Source organism: Nocardia brasiliensis IFM 10847, assembly GCF_000710915.1.
Lineage (GTDB): Bacteria > Actinomycetota > Actinomycetes > Mycobacteriales > Mycobacteriaceae > Nocardia > Nocardia brasiliensis_A.
Genome location: NZ_BAUA01000099.1, coordinates 1 through 17,909, shown reverse-complemented (window position 1 = coordinate 17,909; position 17,909 = coordinate 1). Strand labels below are relative to the sequence as shown.

Sequence of the window (17,909 nt, the reverse complement as noted above, 5' to 3'; positions counted from 1 at the left end):
CTGCGGTCACCGCGCGACCGCCCGGCGCCGGTCCGCACCGTCGAGCACGGCGTGCGCGAGCACCAGATCGAGCGGCGTAGTGATCTTGAAAGCCAGCGGATCGCCGGGGATGGTGCGCACCTGGGCGCCGAGCAGTTCGACCAGCCCGGCGTCGTCGGTGGCTTGCACACCCTCGGACAGATAGGCCGAGCGCAACAGCTCGGCCGCGAAACCCTGCGGCGTCTGGATGGCACGCAGTTGCGCGCGATCGGGGGTCCCGGTGACCGCGCCCGCGGCATCGACCGACTTGATGGTGTCGGCGACCGGCAACGCGGGAACGACGGCGAGATGACCGGCGCGCAACTCGGCAGCGACCCGGGCGATCAGCTCGGGCGGGGTGAGTGCGCGCGCGGCATCGTGCACCAGGTAGTAGGCGGCCTCGGGCGCGGCGGCCAAGCCGGCGCGCACCGAATCGATGCGTTCGGCGCCGCCGACGACCACGTGCACCGAATCCGAGGGCGGCAGCAGGGCAACGGCGCTCTCGACGAATTCGGCGGGAACCATAACGATGATCCGGTCGACCGCGCCGGAGGCCAGGAGACCCTCGACAGCGAGCCGGACCATAGGGCTGCCGCCGACCGGGACGAACGCTTTGGGTGTGGCTTCACCCAGGCGGACGCCGCGACCGGCGGCAGGCACCAAAGCAACGACGGTTCCGTCGGTGAGACGAGCACCGTTGTCGAATCTGTTCACGGTCAGGAAGCCGCGGCGAGGACCTCGTCGAGCAGCGTCTCGGCCTTGCCGTCATCGGTGCCCTCGGCAAGCGCGAGTTCACCGACGAGGATTTGCCGGGCCTTGGCGAGCATGCGCTTCTCGCCGGCGGACAGCCCGCGATCCTGCTCCCGACGCCACAGGTCACGAACGACCTCGGCAACCTTGTTCACATCGCCGGAGGCGAGCTTCTCCAGGTTGGCCTTGTAGCGGCGGGACCAGTTGGTCGGCTCCTCGGTGTGCGGCGCGCGCAGAACCTGGAAGACTCGATCGAGACCCTCCTGGCCGACGACGTCACGTACGCCGACGTATTCGGCGTTCTCAGCGGGAACCCGAACAGTCAGATCGCCCTGGGCGACCTTCAGGACCAGATACTCTTTTTGTTCACCCTTGATGGTGCGAGTCTCTATAGCTTCGATCAGCGCCGCTCCGTGGTGGGGGTAAACGACGGTGTCTCCGACCTTAAAAATCATGTGTCCCGTGCCCCTTTCGATGTTCACAGTTTAACATGCGACTCGGTAACGGCGCGATCAACCATGCAGGTCAGGGCCACAACGAGGCAACCTCAGGGCTTGACAAGACCCGGTCGGTGTGCATTATGTTGTGCCAGAACGGGTTAACTCCCCGCATTGTGCCCGCGCTCAGCCGCGAACATCGCTGGCAGCACGTCCGCAACCGGTCGGCACTCGACCGAGTTGTTACCAACCGCCCGCGAGTCGCGAGCCCCGGGTCCCGGTCCGCCGGACGAACTACTACGCTCCCTAGTTATTACTCTCCCTAGCGGAGTGAGCCCGGTCGACATGGAGGGACAACCCGTGACTGCCCTGAAAGCTGTGACCGCCTTGCAAAAGGTGCGCCGTCGCATGGTGCCGGTTGCCGCACTCGCCGCCGGAGCGGCGATTGCACTGACCGGCTGTAGCGCGGGTCAGATCTCACAGACCGCGGACCAGGTGGCCGCGATCAACGGCAACCACGCGGACATCGGCAAGATCGCGCTGCGCAACGTGCACATCGTGTTCCCCGCGCACGGCTCCGAGTACACCAACGCCAAGGGCGGCAAGGCGCTGATCGCGCTGTCCATCGTCAACAACAGCCCGTCCGTGCCCGACGAGCTGACCAGCATCAGCACCGACCTGGGCACGGTGAAGATCACGCCGGCGGCCGGCCAGTCGACGGTGGCGCTCGCCCCGCAGCAGACCGTGGTCGCGGCCGCGTCCGCGCCGACCGGGCACGGCGCACCGGCCGGTGATACGCACGCGGCGCCCGCCACGGCCAAGCCGACCACCTCGGCCGCGCCGAGCAGCACCCCCGCCCCCGCGGACGCGCACGGCACCGGTGAGCACGCGACCGAGCCCGCCGTCTCCGACCATCCGGCGGCCAAGCCGATCCTGATCGAGATCACCAACCTGAGCAAGGACATCGGTCCGGGTCTCACCTACACCGTCACGTTCAACTTCAAGCAGAACGGGACCGTGCAGGTGCAGGTGCCGGTCGACGCGGGCACCGTCACCGAGCGGCACGAATCGGACAAGTCCGGCCCGGCCGAGGCCGAACACAAGGGCGGCGGGCACTAAAAAAAGCCGTCCAGACCCCCTGACGAAACGGCTGTCGCACCCAACGGTGCGGCAGCCGTTCGCATTCCGCGGTGCGGCACGGCTCGGCTCCCCCGGCGTCGGCTGCCGCCGTTGTCGGAGGCGATCCGTAAGGTGCGCATGTGGCCAAGACCAAGTCGATCTTCCGGTGCTCCGCCTGCACGCACGAGGTCGCCAAGTGGGTGGGCAAATGCCCCGACTGCGGCGCCTGGGGCACGATCGACGAGGTGGCCGTCGCGCCCACCGGCGCAGGCGCGCCCGCCCGGCGCGCGATGCTGCCGAGTACCGCCGCCACCCCCATCTCGAGCATCGATTCGCAGATCACCAAGGCCCGCCCGACCGGCGTGAGCGAGCTCGACCGGGTGCTCGGCGGCGGCGTGGTGCCGGGCTCGGTGGTGCTGCTGTCCGGCGAACCGGGAGTCGGCAAGTCGACGCTGCTGCTCGAGGTCGCGCACCGCTGGGCCCGGCAACACGACGCGCGCTCGCTGTACGTCACCGCGGAAGAGTCGGCGGGCCAGGTCCGCCTGCGCGCCGACCGCACCGGCGCGGTGCACGAAAGGGTCTATCTCGCAGCGGAATCCGATCTCTCCGTGCTGCTCGGCCACGTGGAACAGGTGCGCCCCACGCTGCTCGTGGTCGACTCGGTGCAGACCATGCTCGCGCCGGAGGTGGACGGTGTGATCGGCGGCGTCACCCAGGTGCGCGCGGTGACCGCGGCGCTGACCTCGCTGGCCAAGGCCAGCGGCATCACCGTGCTGCTGGTCGGGCACGTCACCAAGGACGGCAATGTCGCGGGCCCGCGCACGCTGGAACATCTCGTCGACGTGGTGTTGCAGTTCGAGGGCGACAAGAACTCGACGCTGCGCATGGTGCGCGGCATCAAGAACCGCTTCGGCAGCGCCGACGAGGTCGGCTGTTTCGAACTGCACGAGGACGGGATCGCCTGTGTCGACGATCCGTCCGGCCTGTTCCTGCACCATCGCACCGATTCGGTACCGGGCACCGCGGTGACGGTGGCGATGGACGGCAAACGGCCCTTGGTCGCGGAGGTGCAGGGCCTCACCGTGGAGACCGAGATCCCGAACCCGCGGCGCGCGGTGAGCGGCCTCGACTACAACCGGGTCGCCATGGTGCTCGCCGTGCTGCAGAGCCGCGGCAAGGTGTTCATCGGCAAGTCCGACGTCTACGCGGCCACCGTCGGCGGCATGCGGCTGCTGGAGCCGGCCGCCGATCTGGCCATCGCGCTGGCCATCGCGAGCGCCAACTCCGAGGTGGCGATCCCGGCGGGCTGGGTGATCCTCGGCGAGGTCGGCCTGGCCGGTGAGGTGCGCAAGGTGACCGGGCTGGAACGCAGGCTGGCCGAGGCGGAGCGCCTCGGTTTCACCACCGCCCTGGTGCCGCCCGGTTACGCGCCGCTGAAACGGGGCGGTATGAAGATCCACGAGGTCGCCGACGTGCGCGCGGCCATCCGGATCACCGGCACCCGCAAGAAGCGGGACAAGCCGGAGGCGAAAGCGACCGCCCCCGACTTCTAAGCGGGCGTCAGGTTGAACGGCTCGGGCGAGCTGTGCAGCGACCCGAACTGGGCCACCACCTGGTAGGCGCCCGCCGGAACCGGCACCCGCTCGCCCACGCAACCCTGCTGCGAGGTCGTCCCGGACCAGCGCACCGTGAACAACGCCTGCTCACCGGGCTTGAGGTTGCGCGCGTTCGACTCGTCGACCGGGGAACAGTCCGAACTGGTCCAGAACCGGCGCTGGCCGTCCAGGGACAGCACCGATGCCTGGATCTGCGCCGAGTTCATGTCCCGCTGGCACTGCGTGCTGGAGATGTTGGTGATGACCATGCGGAAGTTCGGCTGCTCGCCGACCCGGTACGTCGGCTGGTCCACACTGATCTTGATCGCCAGCGACTGGTCGGGACACTGGCCCGCGGCGGGTTCGTTCGACGCGGGCGCGGCGCTGGTCGAGGGCGGTGCGCTGGATTCGGCGCTGCCGGACGGTTTCGGCGTCGAGGGGTCGGCGGCCTTGCTCGGCACCGAGGTGGACGAGCCGGCCGCGACGGGCTTCGAGTCACCGGGCGAGTCGCCGCCGCGCGATACCGTGAGCACCAGCCAGATCACCAGCGCCAACGCCACGACCAAAGCGCCGATCGCCAATGCGCGACGACGCCAATAGATCTCCGGTGGCAGCGGTCCATTCGGTTCCAGCACGCCTCAACGGTAAGGGCACGGTCGGGTGCAACGACTCAGGGCCGCGGCGTGTCGGCCCGGACCCGGCCAGAGTGCCGGGTGAATTCCGGGCCGCACGCTGCGGCGACGTGGGTCGGGACGGCGGCTGTGGGCTAAGCGAGTTCGCCGATGTTGCCGACGACGCGCTGCAGTTTCACCTTGCCCTCGGCGAGTTTGTATGTGACACAGGCGATCGCGAGTTCGCCGGTCGCGATGCGCTGGGAGATGATCATCGACCGCTGCATGAGCAGCTTGCTGGTTTCCACCACGTGCCTGGCCTCCATCTCGTCGACGGTGGACAGGCCTTCGCGGCGGCCGACCAGAATCGACGGCGTGACCCGCTCGACCACGCTGCGGATGAACCCGCCGGGCACCTCACCGCCGTCCAGTGCGTCGATGGTGGCCTTCACCGCGCCGCAGCTGTCGTGCCCGAGGACCACGATCAGCGGCACGTCCAGGACCTGCACGCCGTACTCGATCGAGCCGAGCACGGAACTGTCGACCACATGGCCCGCGGTACGCACCACGAACATGTCGCCGAGTCCCTGGTCGAAGATCAGCTCGGCGGCGACCCGGGAGTCACCACAGCCGAACAGGATCGCGGACGGGTGCTGACCGCTGACGAGCTTGGCTCGGTCGGCCGCCCCCTGACTAGGATGCAGCAGCGTGCCGGTGACGAAGCGATCGTTGCCTTCGCGCAAAGACTTCCAGGCACTGATCGGATTTGAATCAGGCATACCGACCATTGTGCACAACGCTTGTGTTACCAGCGAGTTCGATTGGTTACAGGTCGGCTAACACCGACCGGCGACAGTGAGACAGGAATCGTGAGGAAAGCCTCGAACAGTATCGATGCGGACGTGTTGCTGGACTGGTACCAGGAAACCGCGCGGGATCTGCCGTGGCGCCGGGCGGGCGTCACCGCCTGGCAGATCCTGATGAGCGAGATCATGCTGCAGCAGACCCCCGTGGTGCGGGTCGAGCCGATCTGGCGGGAGTGGGTGGCACGCTGGCCGGTGCCGTCGGCGATGGCGGCGTCCTCGCAGGCCGAGGTATTACGCGCGTGGGGCAAGCTCGGCTATCCCCGGCGTGCGCTGCGGCTGCACGAATGCGCGCGGGTGCTCGCCGCCGAACACGGTGACGTGGTGCCCGCCGATGTCGAGGTACTGCTGGGACTGCCCGGCATCGGCGCCTACACCGCCCGGGCGGTCGCGTGTTTCGCCTACGGGCAGCGCGTTCCGGTGGTGGACACCAATGTCCGGCGGGTGGTCGCGCGGGCCGTGCACGGTCGCGCCGAGGCGGGCAACCCGTCCTCGCGCGATCTGCCCGAGACCGAGGCGCTGTTGCCGCAGCAGATCGACCGGGCGGCGGTGTTCTCTGCGGCGCTGATGGAACTCGGGGCCGTGGTGTGCACCGCCCGCACCCCGGACTGCGCCCGCTGCCCGCTGCCGACGTGTGCCTGGGTGAGCGCGGGACGCCCGGTCTCCGAGGTGGTCCGGCGCACGCAGAAATACGAGGGCACCGACCGCCAAGCCCGCGGTCGCCTGCTCGACGTCCTGCGCGACGCCACCGGGCCGGTGGAACAGGTCCGGCTCGATCTGGCCTGGCCGCGCGATCCGGGCCAGCGCGCCCGCGCCCTCGACTCGTTGCTCGTCGACGGCCTCGTCGAACAGACCGCTGACGGGCTGTTCGCCTTGGCGGGCGAGGGCAGCGCCTCCTGAGCCGCGCCCGCCGGCCCTAGGCACTCCCGCCAGCCGAGGCCGGCACTCCTGAACCGCACCCCCGCTGGCCCGATACACCCCCTCCGGCAGCGGGCGGCGCTTCACTGAATCGCGCCCCGGCTGAGCCGAGCACTCCCTCCGGCAGCGAGAACGGTGCGACTAGCCGAGCACGCGACGCAAGAACCGCTCGACCTCGGCGCGGTAGGCGTCGGGCTGGTCGTCGTGCACGAGATGTGCTGCGCCCGAGACGATCACGTGACGCGCATCGGGATGCGTGGCGGCCATCCGCGCCATCTGGCCGGGCGGGGTGATGGTGTGCTCGCCCTCCAGCAGCAGCGCGGGCACGCGCAGGGCCTGCCACTGCGACCAGAAGTCGCGGGTCCCCCATTCCTCCGAAATATCGCGGAACGTCTCGACCGAACCGTGTAGCCGGTAGCCGTCCGGCCCGTGCTCGAAGGAGTTCAGGAAGTACCGCCCGGCCACCGGTCCGAAGAACGCGAGCACGGCGTCCTCGTCCGGAAACGGCTGCGGCCAGGCCTCGATCATGGCGGCCCAGTCCGCGGCGGTCCGGCCGGTGAAATCCGGCGCGATGTCCTCCACCACCAGCGCGCGGACCCGTTCGGGATGGGCCGCGGCGAACACCCACCCGTGCAGCGCCCCCATCGAATGCCCGATCACGATCATCGGTTCGGCGATGCCCGCGGTCGCGGCGGCCAGATCGGCGACGAACGCCTCGGTGGTCAGCTCGGCCGGGGCCGGCCTGCCGTGGCCCGCGGCGTCGAAGGTGAACACGTGGCCGTAGCCGCGCAGCCAGTCCAGTTGGTCGCGCCAGGTCCGGGCACTGCCCATCAACCCGTGCAACAGCAGAATCGGGACGCCCGCGCCACCTTCGTCGTGCAACACGCTCCAGATTGTGCCGTGCCGCCTCGCGCGCGGCCCCGAGCAGGCTCATCCCCGGCCCGCCCGCGCGGGTCGTATTGTCGAGCCCATGGCTGTTGTGAAGATCAACGCGATCGAGGTTCCCGAGGGCGCGGGCCCCGAGTTGGAGAAGCGGTTCGCCCACCGCGCGCACGCGGTCGAGGGCTCGCCGGGCTTCCTCGGCTTCCAGCTGCTGCGGCCGGTGGCCGGCGAGAACCGGTACTTCGTTGTCACCCAGTGGGATTCGGAAGAGTCCTTCGCGGCGTGGCGGGACGGACCCGCCCGCGAGGCGCACGCCGGCGAGCGCCAGAAGCCGGTCTCCACCGGTGCGTCGCTGCTGGAATTCGAGGTTGTGCTCGACGTCGCGGGCAAGCCCGCCATCTGAGCAAGGCCCAGTTCGGGGCCATAGCGACTCGCCCGAGGCCGGGGCGCGGTCGTCGCTGGTCGTGTTGACGGCGGCCGCCTCCAGGTGTCACAGTTCGAATGACAAAACGCGAGGGTGATGCGGTAATTCCGGTGTGATTCCGGAGCGGTCGCGCCACTGTGTTCCATGCACCGGGTCATCGGGTGCCGGAAAGCCAGACACCGGCACCTTCGCGCCGACCACTCGACGGGACGCGGAAAAGCGCAGGCGGACACTGTCCGATCCGGCGCATCCCCAAGGAGGACTCGCATGGCTATCGCGCATTCGCCGAGCCGGGCACACGATTCACTGGCCACTGTGCTCGTCACAGTCGGTGTCGTTCTTCTCGCACTGCTCACGCTCTACCTGGTCGGTTTCGATCAGGGTGTCATCTCGCGCAGCGGGATGTATCTGCACGAGTTGATGCACGACGGACGCCACCTGCTGGGGCTTCCGTGCCACTGAACTCCCCCGCTGCTTCTCCCCTCACCGGTTCCCTGAAATCCCTGCTGCTGCGTGGCCTGCTGGCCGGTCTCATCGCCGGCCTGCTCGCCGCCACGGTGGGTTACTTCGTCGGCGAACCCAAGGTCGAGGCGGCCATCGCCATCGAGGAGGCCGCTGCCGAACCGTCCGCCGAGCACTCGCACGGCGCCGAACCGGAAGCCACCGGCGGACATTCGCACGGCGACGAGGAAGAAGCACTGGTCAGCCGCACCGGGCAGAAGGCGGGCCAGTTCCTGGCGCTCGGCCTGGCCGGGCTCGCGCTCGGCGCGATCTTCGCCTCGGTCGCGCACTTCGCGCGGCGCTACACCACCCTCGGCGGGCCGGCGCTCGCGCTCGGCCTCGGACTCGGCGGCTGGGCCGCGATCGTCGCGGTGCCGTTCTTCAAATATCCGGCGAATCCGCCCGCGGTCGGTGATCCGGACACGATCAACGAACGCACCCTGCTGTGGGTGGCCGCCGTGGCGCTCGGCTTCGTTGCCGTCGGCGCTGCCGTCTACGCCTACAAGCTGTTGCGGGCGCAGCCGGGCACGCTGCGACTGATCGGCGGGCTCGCCGTCTTCGTGTTGATCACCGCGCTGGGCTACATCCTGTTGCCCGGTATCGATGAGGTGAAGGCGGACTTCCCGGCCAGTCTGCTGTGGCAATTCCGGGTGGCCTCGCTCGCCGAGACGGCAACGCTGTGGGCCTGCCTGGCCCTCGGCTTCGCCGCGCTCACCGAATTCGCCTCGCGCACTGATACTCCGGTACGAGAGCAGGTCGCTACCGCGGGCTGATCCGCAGCGGGAGAACGCAGGGCAGTGTCGGTGTCATGACCGGCACTGCCTTTTCCGTTTGGCCAGCACACCTGCGTTCGGATGCTCCCACCACGCCGCCGCGCCCCGTGCGCGTCGCCTTCGTCGGCCTCGCCACCGCCCTGCTCGCCGGGGTCGGCGAGGGAATCCTGCGCGCCGCACTGATTGTGGAGCGAAACGAGGCCGACGTCGCGGGCGTCACGTCCGGTCTGGCCGTGCGCTTGGCGATCTATCTCGTCGTGCTCCTGGTCGCCATCCGAATGTCGGCCGGCGCCCGCTGGGCCCGGCTGGTGCTGACCTTCGGCATCGGCGTGGTCGGCTTGGCCTCGCTGATCATCGAACCGCTCGCGGCACTGCTGTCCGCGGACCGGTTCGGCGATCTCTTCGATCACCTCGGCGCGGAATCGGTGGTGATCGGACTGCTCCGCGCGATCCATGTGGTGGCGGTTCTGGTCGCCATTCCGGCGATGTATCACCCGGCCGCCCGCCGCTACTTCGCTCGCTCCGGCGGATAACCGTTGGGACAGCACACGACTGCCCCGGTTCGGCGGTACCGAACCGGGGCAGTCGCGCGTTCTCAGGCCAGAGCGGCGTCGAGGGTGATGTGGTCGACGCCCGCCAGCGCCTTGCTCACCGGGCAGCCCGCCTTGGCGGCCTCGGCCGCGGCGGCGAACGCGTCGGCGTCGATGCCGGAGACCTTGCCGCGCACGGTCAGCTTGATGCCGCTGATCCGGAAGCCGCCGGCCGGGTCGGGGCCGAGGGTGACGTCGGCGGAGACGTCCAGGCTCTCCGGGGTGCCGCCCGCATTGCCGATCTGGGCCGACAGCGCCATCGCGTAGCAGGACGAGTGCGCCGCCGCGATGAGCTCCTCCGGGCTGGTGGTGCCGTCGGCCTCCTCGGCGGAACGCTTCGGGAACGACACGTCGTACTTGCCGACGCCCGAGCTGGTCAGCTCGACCTGTCCCGAGCCTTCCTGCAGAGAGCCGGTCCAGGCAGTACGCGCGCTACGTGTAGGCATCACGGTCCTTTCGGTGAATTCTGATCGATTCCGATGCGGCACCGAGCCTAGCCAGTCCGCCCCGCCGCGTCTTCAGGTCCGACTCGAGCGCCACCGACGCAGGGCCGAGGAATGGCGGTTCCGTGCCGGATATGCCGAGACCGCGCCAAATCGGTTGCCGCACCGAGCCATTGACCTCACTCCGGATTGGCGATCCGGGCCAGGACGATCCCGCCGATGATCATCGACAGCGCCAGAGCGCGTCCCGCGCTGAACGGGTCCTTGTGCACCACGACGCCCAGCCCGATGGCCCCGACCGCGCCGATGCCGGTGAACACGGCGTACGCGGTGCCGACCGGCAGCGTCTGCATGGCGCGCGAGAGCAGGTAGACGGCGGTCGCGCCGAGCACGAAGCAGAGCACGGTCGGCACCAGGCGGGTGAAATTCTCCGTCGGTTTGATGCTCTGCGACCAGACGATCTCGACCAGTCCGGCGAGACCGAGGACGACCCAGTTCATGTCAGTACTCCTTTGCCAGATCACGCGCCGCCTCGAGGGCCCTGGCGTAGGACTGCTCGTGCTTGTCGCGCAGGTGGGCCAGCGCCGGATCCTGGCGCGCGTTGGCCAGTTCGGCGTTGACGAAAACCGTGTCGTGCACGGCGAAATGGCCCGCGAAGAAGTCGCGCAGGAAGCGCTCCTGATAGTCGTAGGCGGCTTTGGGCGCACCCGGCACGTAGCTGCCGCCGCGCGCGGTGGTCACCACGAAACGGCGGTGGCCCAACGACATTCGCGGGAAGGTCACCTGGTCCAGCCAGGCCTTGAGCGAAGCGGGAATCGAGTAGTTGTACATCGGGGTGCCGATCAGGATCACATCCGCCGCGAGCACCTCGGCCAGCAGCGGCCGCACGATCTCCCATGCCGCAGCCTGCGCGGGCGAGCGCACCAGATCGCCCAGGGTATAGAGATCGGTGCTCGCCTGCGCCAGCACCAGATCGCACAGCTCGGTCCACGCCTCGTCGATGAACGGGACCGGCTGGGCCGCCAGGTCCCGGTAGCGGTACTCGCCGTGCGGGTGCTGCGCCTGCCATGCGGCGGCGAACGCGGCGCTGACCTCCCGGCTGATCGAACGGGTGCGCGCGCTCGCGTCCAGGTGCAACAAGCTGCTCATTTTCGGACCTCACTCTGTGCTCTCGGCACCTGCCGGAACTTAAGTGGACGTTATGTCCACTTGCTGACGAGATCGACTGTACCGACAACTGGACATGCTGTCCACTTTTTCGGAAATCGAGTACAGTCGGCAGCATGACCAGCCATCCGGACCTGCTCAGCGGGCAAGCGGCCGCCGCGCCACCCGAGCGCGCGGACGCCGCCCGCAATCGGGCCAAGGTGCTCGCCGCGGCGGCGGAGCTGTTCGCCACCCGCGACCCGCGCACGGTGACCATGGACGACATCGCGAAGGCGGCCGGCGTCGGCCGCGGCACGCTGTATCGGCGGTACCCGGACCGGAATTCGATCGCGGTCGCCCTGCTCGACGAGCACGAAAGGGCGTTGCAGGAGCAGCTGATCGGGGGCGCGCCGCCGCTGGGGCCGGGTGCACCGCCCGCCGAACGGCTGGCCGCGTTCTACGCCGCGATGGTCGACCTGCTGGACGCGCACGCGGATCTCGTGCTCGGCGCGGAGACCGGCGGGGCACGCTTCGCGACCGGGGCGTACGGATTCTGGTCCGCGCATGTGCGAGCCCTGTTGCGGGAGGCGGGGATTCGGGAGCCCGACGCACTGATCGATCCGCTGCTGGCGCCGCTGTCGGCCGAGGTGTTCCAGCAGCAGCGCGGTCGTGGCCTCAGCTCCGCGCGGATCGCGCAAGCGCTGTCCCGGCTCGCGCACGCCGTACTGCGCAACGCGGACGACTGAGCTGTACCGCCACAGCGCTGCACCGCCGCGACGACGAAAGCCGTTGGCGGCCAGTCCGCCAACGGCTTTCGGCTCGGGCGATCACACCAGGTCGCGCCTGCGCATCGAATACACCGTTCCCGCCACGAACAGCGCGATATAGATCGCCAGCACGATCAGCGCTTCGGTGCGGGACAGGATGTCGAGCACGCCGGGCGTCCCGGCCCCGACCGTCCGCATCGCGCCGGCCAGCGAGCCGGCGGCGGTCCCGGGCAGGTGATCGGTGAGCACCGCGATCGGCGCGAAGATGCCTGCCACCCCGCGAAGCAGGTTCTCCACCACCAGTACCCACACCAGCCCGAGACCGACCGCGAGCGCGGGTCCGCGCGCGAGAGCCCCGATCAACGCGCCCGCCAGCGTCCACATCCCGAGAATCACGACACCGGTGAGCACACCGAGCGCCGACTGCCGCAACGAAGGCAGCGCGAGCGACTGCCCCTGGGTCGCACCGATCAGCGACGCCACCCCGATGTCCACCACGAACGCGGTGAGCACCAGCGCGAGCACCACCACCAGCAGGCCCACCAGCACGCCGCCCACCACGTCGATCCGCGACGGCCCCTGGGTGAAAACGGTTTTCCAAGTCCCCCAGCCATATCCGCTACCGGTGCTCAGCGCGCCGAGCACCAGCATCAGCGCACCACCGAACATCGCCATGCCCTGGGTGAAGACGCCGGGCACCGCGGCGGGCAGCATCTGTTGCAGCAGTAGGTCTCTCGGCAGTCCGTTCGACATCCGGCCGGACTCGCCCGAGGTATAGGCGAGGTAGTTGAACAGGTACGAGAATGTCAGATTCAACAGAATCCAGGTGCCGAGGATGATCCAGAACGCAGGCCACTTCCGCAGCCGCAGCGCCTCGGCCCGCGTGCTCGAAATCAGGTCTTTCATCGTCAGTCTCCGCTCGTCATCTCGAAAAACACTTCCTCCAGCGACTTTTCGTCGCGTCGCAGTTCCAGCAGGTCGGCGCCCGCCTCGATCACCGCACGCGCCACGGCGGGCGCGGTGCCGTCGACGCCCTCGATCCGGATGCCGCTCGCGGTGAGGATCGCGGCCCGCTCGCCGACCACGCCGCGCACGGCGGGGAACGCCACTTCCATCGGCGCGGCGCGCAGCAGAAGCGATGAGGCGCCGCGTAATTCGGCCACGGTGGATTCGACGAGCAGCTTGCCGTGCGAGATCACCCCGACCCGATCGCAGATCTCCTGCACCTCGCTGAGCATGTGACTCGACAGCAGCACGGTGTGGCCGTCACCGGCCAGCGCGGTGATCAGTTCACGCATCTCGGCCATGCCCTGCGGGTCGAGGCCGTTGGTCGGCTCGTCCAGGATCAGCAGATCCGGCCGGCCGAGCAGGGCGGCGCCGACGCCGAGCCGTTGCTTCATGCCGAGGGAGTAGGTGCGGAATTTGTCGTCCGCGCGGTCGGCCAGTCCGACTCGGTCCAGCGCGTCCTCGACGTCGTCGCGGCCCAGACCGCGGTATTTCGCCAGCATCCGCAGGTTGTCCCGGCCGGAGAGGTACGGGTAGAAGCCGGGCCCTTCGATGAGCACACCGATTCGGCGCACCACTGCCGGCGCACCGGGTGCGTGCCCGGCCACGGTCGCGGTACCCGCGCTCGGCTGGATCAGCCCGACCAGCATGCGCAGCGTGGTCGTCTTGCCCGCGCCGTTCGGCCCGAGGAACCCGTAGATCTCGCCGGCCGCCACGCGCATGCGCACGCCGTCGACGGCGATATGTTCGCCGTAGCGTTTGGTCAGCCCGTCGGTGACCACGATCGAATCTTTCATGCCACTGAGCATTCGCCGTACCCGCGGTCCAGCACATCCGTCCCGCGGCGACGTCGCGGGTACGTAAGCCGCACTACGCTGCTGCCTTACCTGAGCAATACGTAGCGAGGCGGACGCCGTTCGGCCGACGAGCCGAATAGGCTGCTGCGGGTGAGGACAAGCATGACGGGTCGAGGCTCACTGGGCTGGGATTGGGGTGTGGCGCTCGTCGTCGCCGCGCTCCAGATCGTCGGCGGCACGTTCGCGAATCTGAGAATCGGCGAGAATTCGCTCGGGGTAATCGGTTACGCGCTACTACTCGCCGGACCCGTCGCGCTGATCTGGCGGCGCGCCCACCCGGTGCCGGTGCTGCTGATCGCGCTCGGCGCCTGCATCGCCTACCTGTCGCTCGGGTACGGCTACGGGCCGATCTTCCTGTCGCTGATCATCGCGTTCCTCACCGCCGGCAGCACCGGATCACGCTGGTGGACCTACCCCTTGGTGCCGCTCGGCTACCTGGTGCTGGTCTGGCCGGTGCCCGAACTGTTCGGGCGCGGCGCCAACGTCTGGCAGATCTTCGCGCTGATGGCGTGGCTGGTCGTGCTGCTGTGCGCGGTCGAGGGGATCCGGCAGCGCAATGCCGTCCTGATCGCGCGCAGACAACGCGCCGAGGCCGCCCGGCGCGACGAGGAGGCGCAACGGGAGCGGCGAGCCAGCGAGGAGCGGCTCGCGATCGCCCGTGAGCTGCACGACGTACTGGCACACAGTCTTTCGCTGATCAATGTGCAGTCGTCGGTGGCGCTGGAGCTGTTCGACCGGAAGCCGGAACAGGCCGCCACAGCGCTCGACGCGATCAAGACGGCTAGCAGGGACGCGCTGGCCGAAGTGCACACGCTGCTGCACTCGATTCGGTCCGGCGGTCCGGTCGCAGGCGAATCCGACACCGAGGCAGCCGAATTCACCGAAGAGCCGCCCGCAACGCACCGGCGGCGGCCGGGCCGCGGCTGGACCGCCCGCAATTCCGGTGGTGCCGGGCGGGTTCCGACCGAAGAGCAGGAATCCGGCGGTGCGAGCAGGGAATCGGAGGCCGAAGCGCCGCGGCCCGCTGCTCCTCGTACCCCGGCACCGAGCATCGGCGACCTGGACACGCTGCTGCAGCGGGCGCGCGCGGCGGGGCTCGCAGTGGACACCAAGATCATCGGAACGCCGCAGCAACTGCCCAGCGTGATCGACGTGGCGGGCGCGCGGATCATCCAGGAGTCGCTGACGAACGTGGTGCGTCACGCGCCGGGCGCGCAGGCCTCGGTGACCGTGCGGTACGCGGCGCAATCGGTCGACATCACCGTCGACAATTCCCGGCCCGCCTCGGCCACCCCGAAATCGGGCACCGGCGGCGGCAACGGCATCCTCGGCATGCGCGAGCGCACCCACGCACTCGGCGGTGCGCTCACCGCGGGTCCCCGCCCGAGCGGCGGCTTCCGCGTCGCAGCCCGCCTGCCCTTGCAACCGATGGAACCGAGCGAGCGAAAGCCACCCGTCTCCCGCCCGGAAGACACCATCCGCCTCGACAACGTCCGCCCGATCCGCCCCGGCGACCGCACCGCCGGTCACCCGAGCGCAGACGAGGTGCGCCCGTGAGCGAGTGCCGTACGCATAGTGGAGCTGAGCACCAGCAAGGCACGGCCATGAGCGAACGCTGCCGACGAATCACCCGCCACGCGCACGGCGGAACCGAATGCCAGCGGGTGGAGCCATGAGCGAACACCGCGAACGAATCACGTGCCGGAGTGCCATGCGCATCACGGCACCGAGCACCGGCGCGGGGGAACCGTGAGCATTCGGGTCGTGGTGGCCGATGACCAGGCGCTGGTGCGTGGCGGGTTCGTGGCGCTGCTCGCCGCGCAGGACGGGATCGAGGTGGTGGGCGAGGCGGACAACGGCGAACAGGCGGTGCGGATGACTCGCAGCCTGACGCCCGACGTAGTGCTGATGGATATCCGGATGCCGATCCTGGACGGTCTGGCCGCGACCCGCATGATCGCCGAGGATCCCCAGCTCGCCGCGGTGCGGGTGGTGGTGCTGACCACCTTCGAGCTGGACGAGTACGTCTTCGAGGCGATGCGCGCCGGCGCGACCGGCTTCCTGGTGAAGCACACCGAGCCGGCCGACCTGGTCCGGGCGGTGCGGGTGGTGGCGGCCGGGGACGCGCTGCTCTCCCCCGGCGTCACCCGCCGGTTGATCGCCGAATTCTCCGCGCACGCGAAAACCCCGCCGCCCGCGACACTTTCCGAACTCACCGAACGCGAGCGCGAGGTGATGGTGCTGGTCGCGGAGGGCCTCACCAACGCCGAGATCGGCGCGCGACTGTTCATGAGCCCCGCCACCGCGCGCACGCACGTCAGCCGGATCCTGATGAAACTCGGCGCCCGCGACCGCACCCAGCTGGTGGTCATGGCCTACGAGTCCGGCTTGGTCCGGCCGGGCTGGCAGTAGGCGCACCGCTCAGCTGCCCGGGTTCGCCTCCTGCCGTTCGGCCTCGGTGAAGCCGCGCCCCGGTGCGCCCGGCGCGCTCTGCAACCGCGCGGAGTAGCGGGACGCGGAGCGGAAGACGGCCGAAACACCCTGCGGTGCAGCCGCGTAGGTGATCGAGGAGCCGGGATCGAAGCCCATGCCGGTGCCGATCTCGACCGCGTCCATATTGGCGCCGAGGAACAGGAACTCCCAGCTGTACACCTCGCGCTGCTGCACGATCAGCGATTTCACCGCCGCGTGCGACCATTCCCGGCTGGAATTCTCGTGACCGTCGGTGAGCACGACCACGATGACCGTGCCCGGCCGTTGCTCTTGCGGGCGCTTGGACAACTCGCTGCCGATATCGGTCACCAGCTTGCCGACCGCGTCGTAGAGCGCGGTCATCCCGCGAGGTTGCAACTGCAGCGGCGGGACCTCGGCGAGCGGCTTGTTCGCGTAGAGGCATTCGTATTCGGTGTCGAACTGCGCGAGGGTCACCTCGATCGTCTTCGGCACTTCGCGCTGCTGCTCGAGGAACGCGGCGAAACCGCCCTCGGTGTCGGTCTTGATCGACTGCATCGAACCGGAGCGGTCCAGCAAGACGGCGATCAAGGTCAGATCTGGATTTGTCATACGCACCCCCGCGGTCGGTGTCTCGAACCCCATCCAACGTACGCCGATCCGCTCGTACACCGCGCGAGTCGGGCGCGGCGGCGTCCGCAGCCGGCAATCATCGAGCAGCCTTAGCGCCGCGACCCGCCTGGCGCTGTGGCAAACCTGGAGCACTACCCGCATCGGCCGCGATCGCGTACGCACGCAGGCGTATATCGACCGGCGATGCGCGGCCGATGTCACGGTATGGTCTCCCGGCGCAGGCTTGTCGCATGAAATTCGCCATCGTCCTCGTCCCGCGCTCCGGCACCGAGTGGGTCCGGTCCGTGCGAGCCGCCGAACGGCAGGGCTACGCGACGATCCTGCTGCCCGACACGCTCGACACCCCGTCGCCGTTCCCGGCCCTGGCCGCCGCGGCCGCGGTCACCAGCACCATCCGGTTGCGCCCGAACGTGCTCGCCGGGCCACTGCGCAACTCCGCCGCTACCGTCCGGGAAACAGCAGCGCTGCAACTGCTTTCGGATGGCCGCTTCGAACTCGGCATCGGTTCCGGACGGCCCGGCGCAAGCGCCGAAGCCGAACAGCTCGGCCTGCCTTGGGGATCCGCGGCGGCGCGGCGCGCGCAGTTGGCCGACACGGTGGCCGCGGTCCGCGCGGCGGTCGATCCCGCACCGCCGGTCACCGTGGCCGCCAGTGGCCCCCGGATGCTGGCCGCCGCAGGGAGATCGCGGACGCCTTCGCACCGATGCTCACCCACCGGTCGCTTTAGGGCGGAGACGCGAAAAGGCCCGCCTCCCGGAGGAGGCGGGCCTTTCGTAGCGCTCTTACTCGCCGACGGCTTCCGCGGAACCTTCGGTCGCGCCGGTCAGCACGACCTCGGGCTTGTCCTCGGTCTTGTCGCCCTTGGTCAGCTTCGCCTTACCGGTGAAGGTGAACTTGGCGTCCTCGCCGGAGCCTTCGCCGTCCCAGCCTTCGACGTCGACCACGATGGTCTGGCCGGGGCCGATCTCGCCGAAGAGGATCTTCTCGGAGAGCTGGTCCTCGATCTCGCGCTGGATGGTGCGACGCAGCGGCCGGGCACCGAGCACGGGGTCGAAGCCGCGCTTGGCCAGCAGCGCCTTGCCCTGCGGAGCCAGCTCGATCTCCATGTCCTTGTTCTTCAGCTGCT

At 69.3% G+C, this 17,909-nt stretch carries 21 protein-coding genes and 2 pseudogenes; 11 read left to right on the top strand and 12 right to left on the bottom strand.

Annotated elements, in window-relative coordinates; genetic code table 11:
• Nucleotides 1–6: 6 nt before the first annotated feature.
• Nucleotides 7–732: a 2-C-methyl-D-erythritol 4-phosphate cytidylyltransferase gene (gene ispD / locus NBRGI_RS20930; RefSeq protein WP_029898867.1), complete on the bottom strand. Its 726-nt coding sequence runs from the start codon at nucleotides 730–732 to the stop codon at nucleotides 7–9.
• A 2-nt stretch (nucleotides 733–734) separates the two neighbouring features.
• The gene (gene carD, locus NBRGI_RS20925; RefSeq protein WP_011206964.1) at nucleotides 735–1,223 is read right to left on the bottom strand and encodes an RNA polymerase-binding transcription factor CarD; all 489 of its coding nucleotides are present in this window, start codon (nucleotides 1,221–1,223) and stop codon (nucleotides 735–737) included.
• 360 nt (nucleotides 1,224–1,583) lie between these two features.
• On the opposite strand from carD, the gene NBRGI_RS20920 reads away from it, so the two are divergent.
• Both NBRGI_RS20920 and radA read left to right on the top strand, forming a co-directional pair.
• Nucleotides 1,584–2,324, top strand: a complete 741-nt coding sequence (locus NBRGI_RS20920; protein WP_029898864.1) for a hypothetical protein — start codon at nucleotides 1,584–1,586, stop codon at nucleotides 2,322–2,324.
• Nucleotides 2,325–2,464: 140 nt separating this feature from the next.
• On the top strand, nucleotides 2,465–3,877 hold the full coding sequence (gene radA / locus NBRGI_RS20915) for a DNA repair protein RadA (RefSeq protein WP_029898862.1): 1,413 nt from the start codon (nucleotides 2,465–2,467) through the stop codon (nucleotides 3,875–3,877).
• On the opposite strand, the gene NBRGI_RS20910 is transcribed toward radA, so the two are convergent.
• Both NBRGI_RS20910 and NBRGI_RS20905 read right to left on the bottom strand, forming a co-directional pair.
• Nucleotides 3,874–4,554, bottom strand: a complete 681-nt coding sequence (locus tag NBRGI_RS20910) for a hypothetical protein (RefSeq protein ID WP_029898860.1) — start codon at nucleotides 4,552–4,554, stop codon at nucleotides 3,874–3,876. The two genes, radA and NBRGI_RS20910, sit on opposite strands and share 4 nt — an antisense overlap.
• A 131-nt stretch (nucleotides 4,555–4,685) precedes the next feature.
• Nucleotides 4,686–5,309, bottom strand: a complete 624-nt coding sequence (locus tag NBRGI_RS20905) for a carbonic anhydrase (RefSeq protein WP_029898858.1) — start codon at nucleotides 5,307–5,309, stop codon at nucleotides 4,686–4,688.
• 90 nt (nucleotides 5,310–5,399) lie between these two features.
• Between NBRGI_RS20905 and NBRGI_RS20900 the strand changes: the two genes are divergently transcribed.
• On the top strand, nucleotides 5,400–6,293 hold the full coding sequence (locus tag NBRGI_RS20900; protein ID WP_029898856.1) for an A/G-specific adenine glycosylase: 894 nt from the start codon (nucleotides 5,400–5,402) through the stop codon (nucleotides 6,291–6,293).
• A gap of 159 nt (nucleotides 6,294–6,452) precedes the next feature.
• Here NBRGI_RS20900 and NBRGI_RS20895 read toward each other — a convergent pair whose 3' ends face one another.
• Nucleotides 6,453–7,196 carry an alpha/beta fold hydrolase gene (locus NBRGI_RS20895; RefSeq protein WP_029898854.1) on the bottom strand — a complete coding sequence of 248 codons (744 nt, stop codon included), beginning with the start codon at nucleotides 7,194–7,196 and terminating at the stop codon, nucleotides 6,453–6,455.
• Nucleotides 7,197–7,281: 85 nt separating this feature from the next.
• Here NBRGI_RS20895 and mhuD point away from each other — a divergent pair, with 85 nt between their 5' ends.
• From mhuD to NBRGI_RS20875, 4 genes are all read left to right on the top strand, one after another.
• Nucleotides 7,282–7,596, top strand: coding sequence for a mycobilin-forming heme oxygenase MhuD (mhuD, locus tag NBRGI_RS20890; RefSeq protein ID WP_029898852.1), 315 nt, complete (start codon nucleotides 7,282–7,284; stop codon nucleotides 7,594–7,596).
• A gap of 288 nt (nucleotides 7,597–7,884) precedes the next feature.
• Nucleotides 7,885–8,079, top strand: a complete 195-nt coding sequence (locus tag NBRGI_RS20885; RefSeq protein ID WP_029898850.1) for a CbtB domain-containing protein — start codon at nucleotides 7,885–7,887, stop codon at nucleotides 8,077–8,079.
• Nucleotides 8,070–8,891, top strand: a complete 822-nt coding sequence (locus tag NBRGI_RS20880; RefSeq protein WP_029898848.1) for a CbtA family protein — start codon at nucleotides 8,070–8,072, stop codon at nucleotides 8,889–8,891. Before NBRGI_RS20885 ends, NBRGI_RS20880 begins: the two co-directional genes overlap by 10 nt.
• 35 nt (nucleotides 8,892–8,926) lie before the next feature.
• Nucleotides 8,927–9,424, top strand: coding sequence for a hypothetical protein (locus NBRGI_RS20875; RefSeq protein WP_148310890.1), 498 nt, complete (start codon nucleotides 8,927–8,929; stop codon nucleotides 9,422–9,424).
• 62 nt (nucleotides 9,425–9,486) lie between these two features.
• Here NBRGI_RS20875 and NBRGI_RS20870 read toward each other — a convergent pair whose 3' ends face one another.
• The 3 genes from NBRGI_RS20870 to NBRGI_RS20860 form a co-directional block, all read right to left on the bottom strand.
• Complete coding sequence (locus tag NBRGI_RS20870) at nucleotides 9,487–9,927, bottom strand: OsmC family peroxiredoxin (RefSeq protein ID WP_014981304.1); 441 nt, start codon at nucleotides 9,925–9,927, stop codon at nucleotides 9,487–9,489.
• A gap of 176 nt (nucleotides 9,928–10,103) precedes the next feature.
• Nucleotides 10,104–10,424, bottom strand: coding sequence for a DMT family transporter (locus tag NBRGI_RS20865; RefSeq protein ID WP_029898844.1), 321 nt, complete (start codon nucleotides 10,422–10,424; stop codon nucleotides 10,104–10,106).
• Between the two features lies 1 nt (nucleotide 10,425).
• A complete protein-coding gene (locus NBRGI_RS20860) occupies nucleotides 10,426–11,073 on the bottom strand; it encodes an FMN-dependent NADH-azoreductase (protein WP_029898842.1) in 648 nt (215 codons plus the stop codon).
• Between the two features lie 134 nt (nucleotides 11,074–11,207).
• Between NBRGI_RS20860 and NBRGI_RS20855 the strand changes: the two genes are divergently transcribed.
• Nucleotides 11,208–11,816 (top strand): TetR/AcrR family transcriptional regulator, encoded by a 609-nt coding sequence (locus tag NBRGI_RS20855; RefSeq protein WP_029898840.1) that lies wholly within the window; start codon nucleotides 11,208–11,210, stop codon nucleotides 11,814–11,816.
• 81 nt (nucleotides 11,817–11,897) lie between these two features.
• Here the strand turns inward: NBRGI_RS20855 and NBRGI_RS20850 are convergent, their stop codons facing one another.
• Both NBRGI_RS20850 and NBRGI_RS20845 read right to left on the bottom strand, forming a co-directional pair.
• A complete protein-coding gene (locus tag NBRGI_RS20850) occupies nucleotides 11,898–12,743 on the bottom strand; it encodes an ABC transporter permease subunit (protein ID WP_029898838.1) in 846 nt (281 codons plus the stop codon).
• A gap of 2 nt (nucleotides 12,744–12,745) precedes the next feature.
• A complete protein-coding gene (locus NBRGI_RS20845) occupies nucleotides 12,746–13,639 on the bottom strand; it encodes an ABC transporter ATP-binding protein (protein WP_029898836.1) in 894 nt (297 codons plus the stop codon).
• 162 nt (nucleotides 13,640–13,801) lie between these two features.
• Between NBRGI_RS20845 and NBRGI_RS20840 the strand changes: the two genes are divergently transcribed.
• Both NBRGI_RS20840 and NBRGI_RS20835 read left to right on the top strand, forming a co-directional pair.
• Nucleotides 13,802–15,256 (top strand): sensor histidine kinase, encoded by a 1,455-nt coding sequence (locus NBRGI_RS20840; RefSeq protein ID WP_051727917.1) that lies wholly within the window; start codon nucleotides 13,802–13,804, stop codon nucleotides 15,254–15,256.
• Between the two features lie 192 nt (nucleotides 15,257–15,448).
• Nucleotides 15,449–16,111: a response regulator transcription factor gene (locus tag NBRGI_RS20835; protein WP_029898832.1), complete on the top strand. Its 663-nt coding sequence runs from the start codon at nucleotides 15,449–15,451 to the stop codon at nucleotides 16,109–16,111.
• A gap of 9 nt (nucleotides 16,112–16,120) precedes the next feature.
• On the opposite strand, the gene NBRGI_RS20830 is transcribed toward NBRGI_RS20835, so the two are convergent.
• Nucleotides 16,121–16,762 carry a vWA domain-containing protein gene (locus tag NBRGI_RS20830; RefSeq protein WP_081878175.1) on the bottom strand — a complete coding sequence of 214 codons (642 nt, stop codon included), beginning with the start codon at nucleotides 16,760–16,762 and terminating at the stop codon, nucleotides 16,121–16,123.
• A gap of 215 nt (nucleotides 16,763–16,977) precedes the next feature.
• Here NBRGI_RS20830 and NBRGI_RS46505 point away from each other — a divergent pair.
• Nucleotides 16,978–17,406 (top strand): annotated as a pseudogene (locus NBRGI_RS46505) (LLM class flavin-dependent oxidoreductase); the annotation flags it as partial.
• A gap of 159 nt (nucleotides 17,407–17,565) precedes the next feature.
• Here the strand turns inward: NBRGI_RS46505 and NBRGI_RS20820 are convergent.
• A pseudogene (locus NBRGI_RS20820) lies at nucleotides 17,566–17,909 on the bottom strand (NDP-hexose 4-ketoreductase); the annotation flags it as partial.